At 54.3% G+C, this 14,760-nt stretch carries 11 protein-coding genes and 3 pseudogenes; 5 read left to right on the top strand and 9 right to left on the bottom strand.

Features of this window, described 5'->3' with window-relative positions; translation table 11 throughout:
* Window positions 1-281 precede the first annotated feature (281 nt).
* Window positions 282-1,493, top strand: coding sequence for a ParA family protein (locus AXG89_RS27415; RefSeq protein ID WP_062173867.1), 1,212 nt, complete (start codon window positions 282-284; stop codon window positions 1,491-1,493).
* Window positions 1,490-2,461: a ParB/RepB/Spo0J family partition protein gene (locus AXG89_RS27410; protein ID WP_062173869.1), complete on the top strand. Its 972-nt coding sequence runs from the start codon at window positions 1,490-1,492 to the stop codon at window positions 2,459-2,461. The genes AXG89_RS27415 and AXG89_RS27410 overlap by 4 nt, the downstream gene beginning before the upstream one ends.
* A 2,158-nt stretch (window positions 2,462-4,619) precedes the next feature.
* On the opposite strand, the gene AXG89_RS27400 is transcribed toward AXG89_RS27410, so the two are convergent.
* From AXG89_RS27400 to AXG89_RS44910, 3 genes and pseudogenes are all read right to left on the bottom strand, one after another.
* Window positions 4,620-5,609 (bottom strand): IS1595 family transposase, encoded by a 990-nt coding sequence (locus AXG89_RS27400; RefSeq protein ID WP_062173873.1) that lies wholly within the window; start codon window positions 5,607-5,609, stop codon window positions 4,620-4,622.
* Between the two features lie 641 nt (window positions 5,610-6,250).
* Window positions 6,251-6,433 (bottom strand): transposase, encoded by a 183-nt coding sequence (locus tag AXG89_RS42415; RefSeq protein ID WP_144029421.1) that lies wholly within the window; start codon window positions 6,431-6,433, stop codon window positions 6,251-6,253.
* Window positions 6,384-6,686: pseudogene (locus AXG89_RS44910) on the bottom strand (hypothetical protein); the annotation flags it as partial. The pseudogene AXG89_RS44910 and the gene AXG89_RS42415, both read right to left, overlap by 50 nt.
* Window positions 6,687-7,475: 789 nt before the next feature.
* Between AXG89_RS44910 and AXG89_RS44905 the strand changes: the two are divergent.
* The 3 genes and pseudogenes from AXG89_RS44905 to AXG89_RS27375 form a co-directional block, all read left to right on the top strand.
* A pseudogene (locus AXG89_RS44905) lies at window positions 7,476-7,681 on the top strand (DUF1016 N-terminal domain-containing protein); the annotation flags it as partial.
* A 59-nt stretch (window positions 7,682-7,740) separates the two neighbouring features.
* Window positions 7,741-8,715: pseudogene (locus AXG89_RS27385) on the top strand (alginate export family protein); the annotation flags it as partial.
* Between the two features lie 889 nt (window positions 8,716-9,604).
* Window positions 9,605-10,849, top strand: coding sequence for a sensor histidine kinase (locus tag AXG89_RS27375; RefSeq protein WP_062173881.1), 1,245 nt, complete (start codon window positions 9,605-9,607; stop codon window positions 10,847-10,849).
* A gap of 4 nt (window positions 10,850-10,853) precedes the next feature.
* Here AXG89_RS27375 and AXG89_RS27370 read toward each other — a convergent pair whose 3' ends face one another.
* The 6 genes from AXG89_RS27370 to AXG89_RS42815 all read right to left on the bottom strand — a co-directional run bounded on the left by AXG89_RS27370 (window position 10,854) and on the right by AXG89_RS42815 (window position 14,729).
* Entirely contained in the window at window positions 10,854-11,237 is a 384-nt protein-coding gene (locus AXG89_RS27370) for a hypothetical protein (protein WP_236873514.1), read from the bottom strand.
* Window positions 11,238-11,531: 294 nt separating this feature from the next.
* Window positions 11,532-11,786 carry a hypothetical protein gene (locus AXG89_RS27365; protein ID WP_062173884.1) on the bottom strand — a complete coding sequence of 85 codons (255 nt, stop codon included), beginning with the start codon at window positions 11,784-11,786 and terminating at the stop codon, window positions 11,532-11,534.
* A 51-nt stretch (window positions 11,787-11,837) separates the two neighbouring features.
* A complete protein-coding gene (locus AXG89_RS42405) occupies window positions 11,838-12,005 on the bottom strand; it encodes a hypothetical protein (RefSeq protein WP_162916140.1) in 168 nt (55 codons plus the stop codon).
* Window positions 12,006-12,915: 910 nt separating this feature from the next.
* Window positions 12,916-13,305, bottom strand: coding sequence for a phage holin family protein (locus AXG89_RS27360; RefSeq protein ID WP_236873515.1), 390 nt, complete (start codon window positions 13,303-13,305; stop codon window positions 12,916-12,918).
* A gap of 645 nt (window positions 13,306-13,950) precedes the next feature.
* A complete protein-coding gene (locus AXG89_RS27350; RefSeq protein WP_062173888.1) occupies window positions 13,951-14,289 on the bottom strand; it encodes a DUF883 family protein in 339 nt (112 codons plus the stop codon).
* A 56-nt stretch (window positions 14,290-14,345) separates the two neighbouring features.
* On the bottom strand, window positions 14,346-14,729 hold the full coding sequence (locus tag AXG89_RS42815) for a hypothetical protein (RefSeq protein ID WP_062173890.1): 384 nt from the start codon (window positions 14,727-14,729) through the stop codon (window positions 14,346-14,348).
* Window positions 14,730-14,760 lie beyond the last annotated feature (31 nt).

Raw genomic sequence — 14,760 nt, 5'->3', positions numbered from 1 at the left:
AGTAATGCTAAGTATTTGAAAACAATCATAAAAATTTCCTGTTTGAACCAGCACAAAAACCGCCCCCGGGGTGGTTTTTGTGCTGAGCGAGACTTTGCCCATATTGGGGTCGTTGGAAAAGTATCGGGAATGCAAGACATGATCTGAGTTGCAGGGAAGGTTTAAAAGTACTGCCGTCCCAAGGCCGGCGCTGCGTCATGATTAAATGTTAGGCATCGCAACTGTGTTTACGCATATTCGTGTATTCTGCGCTTTAACGTCAATAATTGGAGAAGCGCAGAATGGTCAACGTTGGCACCTTACCGATGGAAAATCGTAAAGTCACACTTCGCGAGGTAGCCGACTTCGCAGACGGACTTGAGCCTTTCGCGGACAACTTGCGCGAGCAGATACTTGCACCGCGACCCAGGAAAGTTGCGCCGTTCTATACCATTAGTGAATTGGCTGAGATGTGCAACATGACTCGTCAGCAGATTCAATACTTAGTCACCAAGGGAGAGGCCGGCTTGCCGATCGGCACTTTGAACGGCAGCGGCCGCAGCCGAACATTTACCCTGCCGGAGGTTCGCGTATGGGTGAAGATGGCTTCGGACATTTATCAAACCCGACTGGACGAAGGCGACGGAAAGTTTCGGGGCAAGATACTGACAACAGCACAACTTAAGGGCGGTTCGGCGAAGACCACGACTACGGTCTGTCTTGCTCAGGCGTTGACGCTGCTCGGCCGTAAAGTGTTGTTGATCGATCTGGATCCGCAAGCGTCGGCTTCAGAGTTGTGCGGTCTTTACGCGGAAAAGGAGGTCACTGGAGAAGACACCGTCCTTCCTTATATTTACGACCAAAATATCGAGGGCGGACTTGCTGCAAAAGTCCAGTCGACTTACTGGGACGGTCTCGACCTCATCCCAGGGCACACCTTCCTATACGGCGCAGAGTTCCTGTTGCCCGCGCGTCAGAAAACAATCCAAGGTTATCGTTTTTGGGCGGTGTTGCGTCAAGGACTCGAACCATTGAAGTCGCTATACGACTATATCCTAATCGATACTTCCCCTTCCCTGTCTTACATGAATCTGAATGCCCTGCTTGCCGCTGACGCGTTGATTATGCCCATGGTGCCCGAAAATCTTGATTTCATCAGCTCGCTCGCTTTCTGGCGCTTGTTCTCTGATGTTGCGGAGGATTTTCTTCCTTATGAGGAGGACAAGGTTTACGAATGCATATCCGTATTGCTATCAAAGGTCGACTACGGGAAGACCTCGTCGGCGCCGGTCGTACGCCAATGGGCACAGAGCGCGTACGGGCGGTGGCTCGATCCGTTTGAAATACCTGCAAGTTCGGTCATGAGCGGAGGTGCGCTGTCCTTTTCAACTGCGTTGGATGTTGTGAGCAGTCATTCGACGTCGAAGTCTTTACAGCGCGTCAAGCAGCCAATGATCCAATACGCGAAGTGGCTCGACGACATGTTCGTCAAATCCTGGAAGGAGTCGGCATGAGCAATATCAGAGAGCAGCTAATGGCGAAAACGGCGAATTTGCCTACCCCGGCCGATTTCAAGGGTGACAGTAAAAAAGATAAATCCGGTCGCGGCCCGCAGACGATGCCAGGTATCACCAGTGCGCTCGCTGCGGCGCAATTGCGAATTCAAGAGCTGGAAGCAAAAGGAATCGCAACAGATATTGAAGTGGATTTTGTGACCCCAAATCCGTGGCAGCCACGACGCCAATTTAATGAGGCGAAACTTGCGGAGCTCGCTCGTTCCATCGGCGAAGTCGGTTTGCTACAGGCTGCGACAGTCCGCAGAGTGGGGGACGGGTTCCAGCTCGTCGCTGGGGAACGGCGTTGGCGAGCGCACAAGTTGCTTAACAAGCAGAGCATTCGAGCGGTGGTGATTGAATGCAGCGATCAGGATATGGCCGCTTTGGCGTTGATGGAAAATGTCACGCGCGATGATCTTACCGACTACGAAATTGCAATTGCGGTTCGCCGCGCAGAGAGCGAGTTTCCGCAACGTACCCGGCTCGCAAAGGTTATGGGCGTGACTCGGAACGATCTATACAAATTTCTTGCGTTCGATGAACTGCCTGACTTTATCAAGAGTGATCTTGATCTTAATCCATCGCTGTTAGCCGCGAACTCCGCGCAGGAGATTGCCAATGCGCTCAAGAAGACGGGGGAGGCAGGGCTAAAAGCAATAAAAGACCTTTGGCCGCTTGTTGTGAATGGTGATTTAGTTCCGTCGAAGGTCGCTGCATCGATCAATGCGCAAGTAACTAGAGGCGTTTCGGCTGCGGATGCTGGTGGGCGCAGCATTCTCAAAATCTTTTCAGGAAAGATTCAGGCCGGCAGCATCACCAAAGACGTGAAAGGTTTGACGATCAAATTCAAGGCCGGAGTGGTGACTGAAGAGCAGGAGACTCTGCTCCGTGAGCAGATTGGAAAGATGTTTTCAATTACGGAGTAGAAGGCAATCGTACCTTTATGGTTTGCTCTTGCTGAACGGGTAGCGCTTTGGATCCGCAGTCTTGGTGACTCTTGCACAAAATTGCGTGCGTTGGAAAGTGTTCTGATCAGAACACTATTTATTTTGTTCTGCCCATTCAGCCTGCTCCCGTAGCAAGGATAACAATCTTCGTGCGCCCAAAGCACCATGTCGTGATTGAACAAATATCAATCGCGAGGTGGGAATAGCACGCAGCCCGCGCTGACCGTCGTTACAAAATTGGTGGGAAGACACATTTCGAATTTGATGAGCGACCGGCTTAAGCACCGCGTGTGGATCACTGAAGCGGCACAAACACGCTTTCTTAATTACCGAGGCGAGCGGCGAATGATAGCTGGCAGCAGCGCGAACCCGAAGAAGTTGTGCGTTCACGTTTAATGATGCTGGATTCAGCTCGGCGTGCAAGTTGGCGCACGCCTTTTTTTTGTAAGAGGGCTGTGTTCGTCGTGCTCGCAAGAGACCGGACTCACACGCAAGGAGCCGTGTCGATGTCTGCCGACCAGCGCTAAATGAATGGTAAGCGCCGTGTGCACCACAGTGTTTTGGTGAAAACCGCACAAAATTACATGCGTTAGAAAGTGTTCTGATCAGAACACTTTCTACTTTGAGCTGCTCATCCATCCTGCCCGACAGCGCGGTAACAATCATCGCGCGCTCAAGGCACCCCTTCGTCATTAAACGATTGTCGATTGCGAAATAGGACTAGCAGGCAGCCCGTGCTAGCCGTCGTTACAAATTGGCTGGAAGACATATTTAGAATTTAGTATGCAACCCGCTAAAACACCGCGTGTGAATCACCGGAGCAGCGCGAAGGCCGGAAAGAGGTGCGGTCAATTTTTGATGACGCAGGATTCAAGTCGGCGTGCAAGTTGGCGTATGTTTTTTTTAAGGGGGCTGCGTTCGCCGTGCTCGCTAAAAGGCGGGACAGATACGCAATGAGCCTTGTCGGTGTTGACAACCCTGCGCTAAAACTGTTCCTCCCGTAGTCTGCTCTGCCGCCTACCAATGAGGTGTGTTCAAAGCAAGCGCTCTCGCCCGCTAATCGATAGAAACAGTTGAACGCGCGCTGTATTAAGCTCCGCTTTCAGCACTCAGTACGGTGCCCGAATCATTGCGTCGTCTTAGATGCCGCTGCCTAACAGTTCGCAACTCTCTTGGCGTCAACACTCTCAAGTCGCGTTTATAGAAATGTTCTAATCAGAACACTTTTTCCTTCGCTGCGAGCGGTGTTTTGCAGCCTCAAGGCAATAGTCAATTGCAGTCGTGCTGGCGATTTGTAACGAACAAGACTGATCGTTTCACCGGGACCGCATGTGAGGCGCTTCGAGCGTGGTGTAGAACGGGACGCGAGAAGGGTTTCTTACCTTTGACCTGCGATGACGCTGACGCGCAATAGGGAGCAACAACGGGCGGTGCGAAGGACTCACGGAAAATGTAATAAGCGATGGAAGATCGTTGCGGCAATGTCGCGCGGACTTGGACGTTTGTGTCTTTTCTTTAATCAGTTTCTTCCAGTCGCGTTACAGCTTGCCCTGCAGGTTTTTGAGTCGGCAGACAGGCAAGCGTACGCCTGTATGAACCACATTTACCGGCTGTCCCTGTGCTTGTCGAAGTGTGCAAAACACGAGATTGGCGCGTGCGAAAGTGAACACGATCAGTGCTGGGTGGCCGGCATTGAAAGGCACTGAAGCGCAATCTGATCATGCGCCTCACGAACGAGATCCATCCGATGCAAGCGCTTTGATTCGCTTTCCGTTGGAGACAACTAAATTCTCAGCGAATTAAGTTTTTCCAACGTCACAGTCCCTGCTCGGCGCCGTTAAACAGGGTGCTGCATTGTCGCCGCCGAATACGCTCTAACTGAGCTTTAAGGTTTTACTGCGATCGCTGCAAATCTGCATTAGCTGTAACAAACCGCGGAGGTTGCTAACGCGTGGGGGATTGAGCTTGAGAGCACTCAAATCAATCGCTAATCCGTGTAACAGCGTGCGCATGAAGCTAATTAGTAATGCCCCGACGCAAGGCTAGTAAAGCCCGTTTTCGACATGAGCTTGCGGGATTGGGTACTGTGTATACATAAGGGCTATCCACTTAGAGCCACCATCCCGCAAGCCGAAATTTAAGCGTCGCGAGATGTTCTTTTTGCGATCTGACGGTAGGTGATCGGGTCGGCTTGAACGGCCTGTTCGAGCAAGCGGTAGAAAATAAGGCCGCGAGAACGTGACGCGCGTCGGTTGAAGCGGAACACGAATTCGTCGAGATAGTGTTCCAACTGGGCCGGCTTAACTGCTCCTAGATGTGTACCGAGGAGCCAGCGCTTGAGCAACGAAGCCACCCGATGTACGCCAGGCAGCGGCATGTGAGCTGGAATGGCATCCGCCGGTATCACGTTTCTGACCACCGTCCGTTCATGCTGATATTCCTCCCGCAGGTCCCGGTAGATGGCTGCGCCGTCCGTACGCAGCACGGAGCCGCGTTCCACGACTTCTCTCACGAACGGAACGATGTTGGCGCCCGACTCCGCTTCAATTCGCTGGATACGGATACGGCCGAACCCTTTTGGCACCAAGATTTCCACGGCAATCACCACGATAGCTTTAGTGGTCAGCCCCCTCGTGCCTTTACCGACGGGGGTAACACGGCGATCACGAATTGCAAGATAGCTCTGGTCTACTTCGACGATGCCTTGCAAGCGCTCTCGCCCCGGGCGAACCATCGCCCGCCGAAAGCGATGCAGAATGGTCCAGGCGGTTTGGTAACTACCAAAGCCCAGTACACGCTGCAAACCCAAGGCGCTCATGCCTGATTTCTGGCTCGTAATATGCCACGCAGCTGCCAGCCAAACCTTGAGGGGCGTGCGTGTCTTATCTAAAATCGTACCTGACGTAACCGTGCACGAATGGCGGCAGGCTCTGCAGATCAGGCGTCCGCGGCTACTTCGATATGGTTCACCCTTAATTCTACAATCCGGGCAAGCGAATCCATCTGGCCAGCGCAGTCGCTGAAGATAACGCGCGCAGTCGTCCTCGGTGGCAAACCATTCTTCAAACTGGTTCCACGTCCGAGGGTAGTCGACGCCCGCAAGAGGGGTAGGTTGAAATTCGCTCACGCCGACATGATCGCTCCGTTGGCGCTAAGTGAATAGCCCTTATATACATACAGCTCTAAGACGAAGCCATGGGTAAATGACCGCAATCAGGGAGATCTTGCGATGGGGTTGGTCATTTGGAAAGCAGTGCTGCCTACGTCGCTCCTGTTTATTATCGCCGACGCGTGGACGCTGTATTTGTCGGTCGTAGGTCATCGAATCGACTCTTGAAGCGCGAGTTCAAGTGAGCTGGGCGACTTGATAAAAACCACTGACACTGTTCTGGCGAACAACCTCATATCCTGCTACCTAGCAGGCAATGATTTCCGTCTCCGATCGTGAAACAATTTAAAATTTTCACCGACCAGATTTTATTTAGCGTTATCAATGACTTATTGCGTGTTTATGAGATTGTTTCACGAGATTGTGTGTGCGCTCTGCCGTTCGACGGGCAAGATACGCGACAATGTCTAATTCTCACCAAAATCCGTTGAGTGTAGCCGATCGCGTACTTTTCACTACGTGTATTGTAACCATCAGTACATGCATAGTTCGATGCCGCAGCTAATTCTCGGCCGATAAATCCCAATGCATCGAAACTGCACTGCAGAGAAGATACAACCCCCTCCAGTTGCTTGTACCAAACGGCGAAGCCCTAGATTCTAGTGAAGAATCTTTAATTTGGAGCGGTACTGCGTCTCGAAGGCGAATAGGTTGACCGATGCAGGCTTCTGCGCAGGCAGCGGCTCGCCAAGGTAAGAAAAAACGTAAATCGCCTTGCGCATGTCCACAGGATCACGGCTGATGTATGCGCGAACGTCCGAGGCAATCAGCGCACCGGCCATCTCTGAACTGTCCAAGCACGAATCGAACGATGAGCTCGGCATTAAACCCGCTTAGCTCGATGCGAACGCCAGCCAGCCAAAGCACCACTCGGTCACGCGAGTACGATGCGTGCAACGGCGGTGTTGCGTCGGGCGACAACGGCATCGAACCCGTATCTGTATAGGACACGATGAATGCCGCATCTGTAGTAATTGCAAGCTCCAGTTGGTTCTCTTTGAGGGAATCCGAAAACTTCTTGCGCCACAGACCAAACGTGCTGACCGCGAGTCCGCGCTCTCGGGAAAACCGTCGGCCGCCGAGTCCACTCGCCTTCTACGATGACACTATCTCCTGCCAGAATACTTCGCCTGATGCGGCCGGGGTCTGCCCAACGGGGTTGCCGCTTTACTGATTTCACCTTCCATCGCATTGCCTTTGTTCTTACGAAACCAGTACCTTCGTATCCATGGTGTCGTAATTCGAGCCGGATACGCTGACGATTACGCTCTTAGATGGAAATCAAATGATGCGCCGTCGGCGGGTTCCGCGTGTTCACCTGTGCGGCGGTGCACGATTCTCTACTAGGGGAGGGGAGCAATTACGACTTTTCTTATAATTAAAAAATGCAACTAACCGTCTGTTCCTTTCAACTGCGCAAAGTTAAATGCTCTATACATCGTCGAGCAAGGCTATAGCGAATCGTCCCGCAGGCTGCTGCCAAGTTGCAGTTGTTTGCAAATTCATACGTCGCTGGACCGACTAAAAGCCAACGTAATATAGTGCCGGCAGCAAATTTGACCCCAGCGCCGCACAGGAGCAGCGGTTTGTTAGACAAATCACTCCCAAACGGAAATGTCGTGATTTTATTGCGTGAAATTGCTTGTGGGCGACGCACGATTCACATTTGGTCCATCTTATGTGTGGTGTGAGCCGATGAGCTCAAACAGTTAGCGTCCTCGAACCCGTACCATCGTGACAACGACGGATCGGTTATCTTTAAGTTCAGGAGGACTCCTAGGTAGGCTGCCATCTGTCCTTCTTTTATCGTTTCGTGACAAAGCAATGTCTAACGTCGTTTTGAGCAGCACTGAGTACAAAGGCATTCACGGCGATATCATCGCAATCACCGAGGGCAGCCGCCGAGCCGCAGCGCTCAGCGTGAACGCGGCAATGACCGCAACCTATTGGGAATTTGGCCGACGTGTCGTCGAGTTCGAACAAAGTGGAAAAACCGGGCAACGTATGGTCAAGCGCTGCTTGTTCGACTGCTGTCTCACGGTCCAGACAGTTGCGCTTGGGATAAATGCGGATGCCACCGACCGTCTTGCCGGTCACCAGCCATCAGGCGTTCCTTGCCTGGGAGAGCCCGCTAGGCCCGAAAACGATAAAGTTGCGCATTAGGCGGCAGGAAATGGCGTTCGACTTGTAGAGATTTATCTCTATGCGTGACGGCCCAAATATACCGCAGGCATACGACGCACTATGGGCAGACTACGAGTACGAGAAGTAGCGGTTCATCGGGTAAGCGACGCGGCCGGTTCAGTACCGCGATATCTCGGAATTTGACGACACCTCGAATCGTCATTTGACCTTTAGCGGCGTACGTTTCGAAACGCAAGGACGTGGGGCTTGAGTACCTATCTGGATGTTATCCGCTTTACACGCGTGCCGGTGCACAGTTCATTGATGCGCAAGGTGAGGAGCATCGCAATGTATTTGACCTGCGATATACGGGGAAAGTCTCTGCTTGAGATTGGGACGTAGAGTCGATGTTTGAAACGGGTAACGTCGGCGAAAAGACGATTGGGGCATGGGCGGTTGGCTCGCTGTTCGGCTGCACGCAGAATTCCCTCTGGACGCCCCGATTCGGCTTGCAGGTTGAAGCAGCATCCGGTGACCGTCACTTGAACGACGGCCGCGTTGAGACCTTCAATCCGCTTTTCCCAAACTGTTATTAGTTCATGTTTGCGGGCTACACCGGGTATGCAAACCTCATCCATGTAAAGCCCTCTTTTTCGCTCAAACCGTCCAGCAAACTTGCCTTATTGTTCGCTGTAGGTTTGCAATGGCGGATGAGCACGAACGATGCGATTTATCAGCAGGGAAGTGCTGTTGTCCCGATACTGCTGGGCACCGCACGCGATGGACTGGCGCCTACTTACAGATACGTGCTGACTGGAGAGTGGCGACCAACCTTGTTGCATCCGTAGAGGCCGTGCATTTCCGGGTCGGGGATTCTATCCGCGAGCTGGGCGGGAGCAACTCGGGCTATGTGGGGCTGGAGCTGAAGTATGGCTGGTAGGGTCGCGTGGGCGCGGCTTACGCTTCCCATGTCCCGTAAGAAAACAAAACTTCACCATGGCTGTCCAGGATACGCTCGCGCGCTCGGAATTGCCTATGAATAACGTCCAGTTCCTCCATTACCTGCTGGCGCTAATGGTGGGTGTACACGCGAATTGCTCTATGGTTTTTTAAGGAGCGACCACGGAAAGCACGGGAATGACTGATCAGCAGCGTCGAACAATAGCTCTGGAGTATCTGCAGCGCCTCGACTCCCGAGTACATTTTTCGAGCTGTTCGATGACCAAGCCCAGGTTTATTTTCCGAAGTGGGGACTTGCAACAGGGCGCATTGAGTACGAGTGGCTTTTCTCGGACCTCGGCAAGATGGCTGCGGAGTTTAGACACGACCACGCCTACTCAACTTTATCCAGCAGGGGGATGTTGTTGTCATCGAAGGAACGAGCTCAGATGTGACTTCAAATGGCGTCCGCTGGAGCGCCGAACAATCGTTGGCTGGGAGATGGTGTGATGTTTTTGCAATACTCGATTTTAGGATTCAGCGGTGTTTCATCTATCTGGATCCTGACTACGAGGGCGCGGATACTGTTCGTTACCCATGGCATGCGCAGCAAACTCGCCTAACGAGGCATAGTAGACTGTCTGCGGTGCTTACGAGGCGGTTGAGTTGTGCCAACTATGTAGGAAAGGATGGCCGAAGATTTGTTGGCTCTTGCGATTACCCGTCGACGAAAGGAGCCTGCCCGGCGCGCCGGTAGCTTCGCCTCAGGGAGGCGCCGCGCTCGGTTAGCTTTCCTGGCGCCCGTGACTTGGTACCATTAAAAATATCCTAGGCAGTCCGCGTCACTACGGCGCCCCGTTCCCTCAAAACACTATTCTGCAAACACCAACATGACTGAAACGCAAGCAGGCCCGCTTCGCGGTTTTGCCGAATTCCTGCGTCGGGAACGGACCACCCTGACCGAAAAGTGGATGAAAGCAGTATTCGGCGACGCCAGCCTCGTCGAGGCTGACAAACTGACGTACGACCAGCTCGCCGATCATCTTCCGGAAATCCTGGACGGAATCTGTGCTGCGCTCGACGCGCAGGATCTTGAACAGGTGGAGCCGGCGATCGAACGCGACGCTCGCACCCATGGCAAAGTTCGCTGGCAGCAGGGCTATCGAATCGATGAACTAGTACACGAACTGGATCTGTTCAGGCAGGTGCTGGTGGATGCGGCTGAGACGTTCGCGGAATTGGATGGTGTTTTCACTAGGCGACATGAAGGGCGTGCTCGCCGGCTGATTGACGAGGCGCTCGGTTTTGTCACCGTCACGTCCATCCGGGAAGTCGTCACAGAGCGCGATCGAAAAATCGACGAATACACCGGTAGCCTGGAGCGGGCGAACCACGAATTAGCACTGAAGCAGCAGCTGGTGAGCGACCTTTATGAATCGCGCATGCAGATCACGCGCAGTGTCGTACATGATCTTCGCAATTTCCTGAACGCTTTTTCCACCGCGTTACAACTCATTTCGCGCGCGCCATCCAAAGCAGAAGCCGGTTTGGCGCTGGCCACCCGACAGGCGGCGGACATGAAACAACTGGTAGACGACATGGTCGTATACTCAGTCGTGTTGGGCGACCGGGCACCGCTTGCGGTAGAGCCTTTCGACTTGCGCGAACTCTTTGATGAGTTGGTGACGGCTTGCCGTCCTGGTATCGAGGCGAAAGGCTTACACCTTTCTACCTGTTTCGACGCCGCGGTGCCAACGGTGCTATCAAACCGCATCAAGGTAAAGCAGGTGGCGCTAAACCTCTTGTCGAACGCGACAAAGTACACCAAAGCTGGTGAAGTCAAGCTGGCGATGGGCGGGCACGGAGATGGCGGCTGGTTTTTGCGGGTTGCCGATACCGGTGTCGGCATTGCGTCGTCGGACACCAACCGAATATTCGACGAATTTCAGCGGGCCGCAGGCGAGGATATACCCGGCGTGGGCCTAGGGCTGGCGATCGTCAAGGAGCTTTGCCGGGTGCTTGATGGCAGAATCCACTTCGAGACCCGGCAAGGTCACGGCACGACCTTTGAAATCCGCTTTCCCGTTCGAGCCGAAGCACCTTTAGATAGCCAAGATGTCCCGGGAATCGTGTGAGTAGCTAGTAAATAGGAAACACGTAGTCCGGCTCTGGCATCGGAGAAAACCGGACACCAGAGCTTGAACAAGTGACGCGTCCCCTGAGGGCGATTCGCTGCCCACGACGAGACAGCAAAAGCAACGGTTCTGCCTGGCCTGCCTTATCCAGCTTGACCGCCGTTACAACGTGATTGTCGCAGGGCGATATCGCAGGAAAATCCAACCGGAGGGTCGTCTGCTTTCCCGATAGGAACTGTCCGGCATGGGGTTGCATCGTTCCAGTGATCCAGATGTCCTGTTGTAACGGCAATGTTTTCAGGGGTGGCTCAGCGGCTATCGCCAAAGCCGCGCAGCCGGCGGCCAGAGTGGCCAACGCAAATAGCGCGTGTGAGCGGATTTTCATCATGTTGCTCCCGTCCGGCTTGATGCTTCTGATCCAGGGCGTGGCTGCCGTTTTACTTCGACCGCCCTTGCGTTTCAGCACAAAATTGCACGTCGGTCACTGGATTGGCGGCACGACGCCCAGCTTCTCGGCGAGCATGCGCTCATATACGCCAAAGCGGGGAAATCAAAGGATCACCGGGCGGCACAGTCTCGCATGCGGCGCGGATAGCGATTATCGAAGCCAGCCCGGTGGAGAAAAAATCGGGCAATCTTGTGGGTGTTTGCCTCAGATCCGAAGCGAGTCGCTAACGCCGTCTTACCCATGTGCGTCTCGGAACTGGCGACCCACTAATGCGGCATAAGCGTCCGGCTGCATATCAACAATCGCGCGCAGCATGGCGATAAGGGCATTCCCATCGGGGAGGTTAGCCACAATCACGCGCGCCGTCCGCAGTGAAATGGATTCATTCCGGGCGGGACCTGCTCCTCCGTCGTCCAGCATGTAATGAAAAATGTGCAGTTGCTCATCCCCTTCAGGGACTAACGAATGCCCGAGAATAGTGGCTCTCACGGCATGCTCCAAGTGTTGAATTTCAAAATTTGGCGGCAAGATCGATGCCGTTTAGCGCGACTCCCTAGCCGCGTCATCGAATGACCTGCCGACCATTGCGTTGTAGATCTGCGGATCTGCGTTGGCGATAGCGACCATGAGCATTGCGAACGCACTATTGCCTGCCAGCTCGGCTGCGAAGACCTTGGCGGTCCGAAGATTGACAAAGTCTGTATGCATAAGCCCGTCGTTTCCATACAGCGCGTAGCCGAATTGATCGTAGGGGGCAACGTCTAGCGCGGTAACGCAAGCATGAGAAGTAATTACAGCTTTCACGAGCAGTGAGTACCAAGAGAGGTGATACTTTCAAGTAATAGTTGCAAGTCTCAACGGCTCGCCCTGCTTGGTCAATGATCATAGCCTGCCAGAACGAACGCTTTACAGACAGTTGGTGTTTTCGCAAAAAGGTTGCGAAGAGACTATCACGCAATGGCAAAGAGCGTCATGAGCAGGGGCACTACCAATCGGGACACGCGATTTGGTCCCGGACGTTGACGACGACGCCGGCGCTGGGCAGCCAACGGGCCAAGCGTGACTTGGGAGCTGAGGTGCTTCGGGGACTGCGTTGAAGGCCTTATTGACGGCTACGGTCAGGGAGACTGCCACCATCCATTCGGGTAAGCCCGTCAATCGCCCGGCTACACGCACGTCGGCACCGTCGCAGAAAACGCGCATCAGACTGCAGGCTCCTTCGTCTAGGAGCTTGCACCTACCAAACCCGCCGGCATTCGTGTATTTTTTTCTTGCGCTTTCGGCGCCGTAATCAGATTACGGACTGCGCGAGTCGCCCACGCACGCACGATGGGAAGCCCCACTAACGCGAATAGACGGCGTGGACCGAAAATCACCGAGCAAACAAGCACAGCCGTGATTGTTTGAGCATTTGGTGACGCAAGCAGGATGCTGCCGCGAGACCGTTTGATTGGCAACGAGTTCGTACTGAGAGCACGGTGGTGAAACAGCCCGTTTCCAGTAATCTCGCCGGTGCTGTGATCGGCCATAAATTCAGCTCGCGTCAGGGCTAAGCGCGACAAGACGTGAGCCCGACGTTCCTTGCGGGTCTCATGGTAGGTCCATTCCGGCGGCGTCTTCACAGGGCCTCCTTGATCGCTTTCAAGTCTTCGCGTAGTTCGGATTGAAGCGAACCGAAGTGGTTAGCGCCGCGCAGCTGCGTACGCATGGTAAAGAACGCTGCGACAGATACGATGAGCCATATGCCCGCGATTGCCCACACCACAGCCAAGAAATATGGCGTTCCGAACGCCGTCGCAATCAAAGCGAAGCATAGAAACGAGAGAGTGAACAAAACACCCACGGCGAGCGCGACCATCGAGATCAACTCCCGTAATACAGTCGCTTTCGTCTCGGCCAGCTCGAGCCCGGCTAACTCAGCATAGTCGCCTGCGCGAGCGGCGCAAAAATTAGCGATCGCCTTCCAGCGTCGAATATTGGCTTGCGCTTGGAACAGAGGGTTAAGCACGCGAACCTCAGTGAAAAAATCGTTCCGCCTAGTAATTGCGAGGTGTGCCCCGGACATACTTGAGGGTTATCTAAGACTCCCCGCTCCGTCCGGTCACATCAATGGAAAATCAAATAGAGAATCACTAACACGATAACTGGAACCCCAAGCAGCCAACCCAAAAGATACGGCATGTCCATACTCCCTATTGAAAGTCGTTGAATGGATTCTCGCTATGCGGCGGGTGCAGCAAATGCTAGCACTCGCTCATCCGCACACGTGAACCACCTTCGAGCAAAAGATGTTCCCAAATAAACGAAACGACACTATGGATGCCGAAATGAAAACTACGCTACGGTCTTCAATCCTCAGCGCTGCAGTGATCGCCTCTATCGCTTGGCTACCGGTGCTGGCGTTCGCCCAACCCTCGGCAACCTCGGCAGCGGATAATGTGTTGAAAATGGACGCCGCAAAGCGCGTCGTTGCTCATCCCCCAGTTGACGCGGCGAGTAGTACCGGCGTTGCGACGTCGCTGCCTATATCAGCGCCGCCCGTAAGCGATTCCGCCGAGGGCGGTCGTAAGCCTCAGTCGCCAACGCTTGATGCGCCTTTGCCAAAGCCCTATTGAACAAGGCTCATGCAGGCGGCGAACAAAACGAGCCAAATCTAACGGCTTATCAGCATGCCCAAGATGATCCCGCCGACCGCCGCCAGGGTGATGGTCTTCCACGGGTTTTCGTGGACGAAATCGTCTGCGCTGTCAGACGCCGCGCGATAATTCCGTTGCAAAACTTCTTGTGCGTCGTCGAGAACTTCGCGCACTCGCTTGGCTGATGCCTCGCTATCAGCGGCGGAAGAATTACTGGAGCTCGTTTCAGGCGCGTCCCACGACTGGGAGGCGTGCGCAAAATCGCTAAGCGTCGTCTTTGAGTCCGGATTTTTAGAGGCATCGGGCTTTTCATCAGCGCCGCTCGCCTGAGCACTTTCTTTCGCGATGTCAGACATTGTTGACCCCCATGGGTTATGGCGCCCCACGGTAGGACCGTGCGGCGCTCGACAATTTAGTTGCTGGTGCCGTTGCTGGACTTCGCACCTGCGCCAGCGGTACCTGGTTGGTCACCCGTGCCTGTTCCGGTACCACCTCCAGGAACAGTCTTTCCAGGCGCGCTCATTGCACCGCCGGTCTTGCCGGACTGATTGGGTGCTCCCATGCCAACGCCCGAACCGCCGTTCCCGCCATTGCCTGCGCCGCCGCCGCCCGATCCGCCGCTGGAACCTCCCGCGCCGGCTCCACCTGCTCCGGCACCGCCGCCCGCGCCGGCTCCCCCACCTGCGCCTGCACCCCCTGCGCCGGCTCCGCCGCCTCCGCCGGCCTGGGCGTATGCACCACCCGACAGGCCAATAACGGTTATCGCCACCAACACTCTTTTCATAAACACTTTCATTGCCGTCTCCTTAGACGTAGCGTTTTCGTTT

Origin of the sequence: Burkholderia sp. PAMC 26561 (assembly GCF_001557535.2) — a bacterium.
Lineage (GTDB): Bacteria > Pseudomonadota > Gammaproteobacteria > Burkholderiales > Burkholderiaceae > Caballeronia.
Note: the sequence above shows the minus strand (reverse complement) of the source record. Positions and strands in the feature narration are given on the sequence as shown.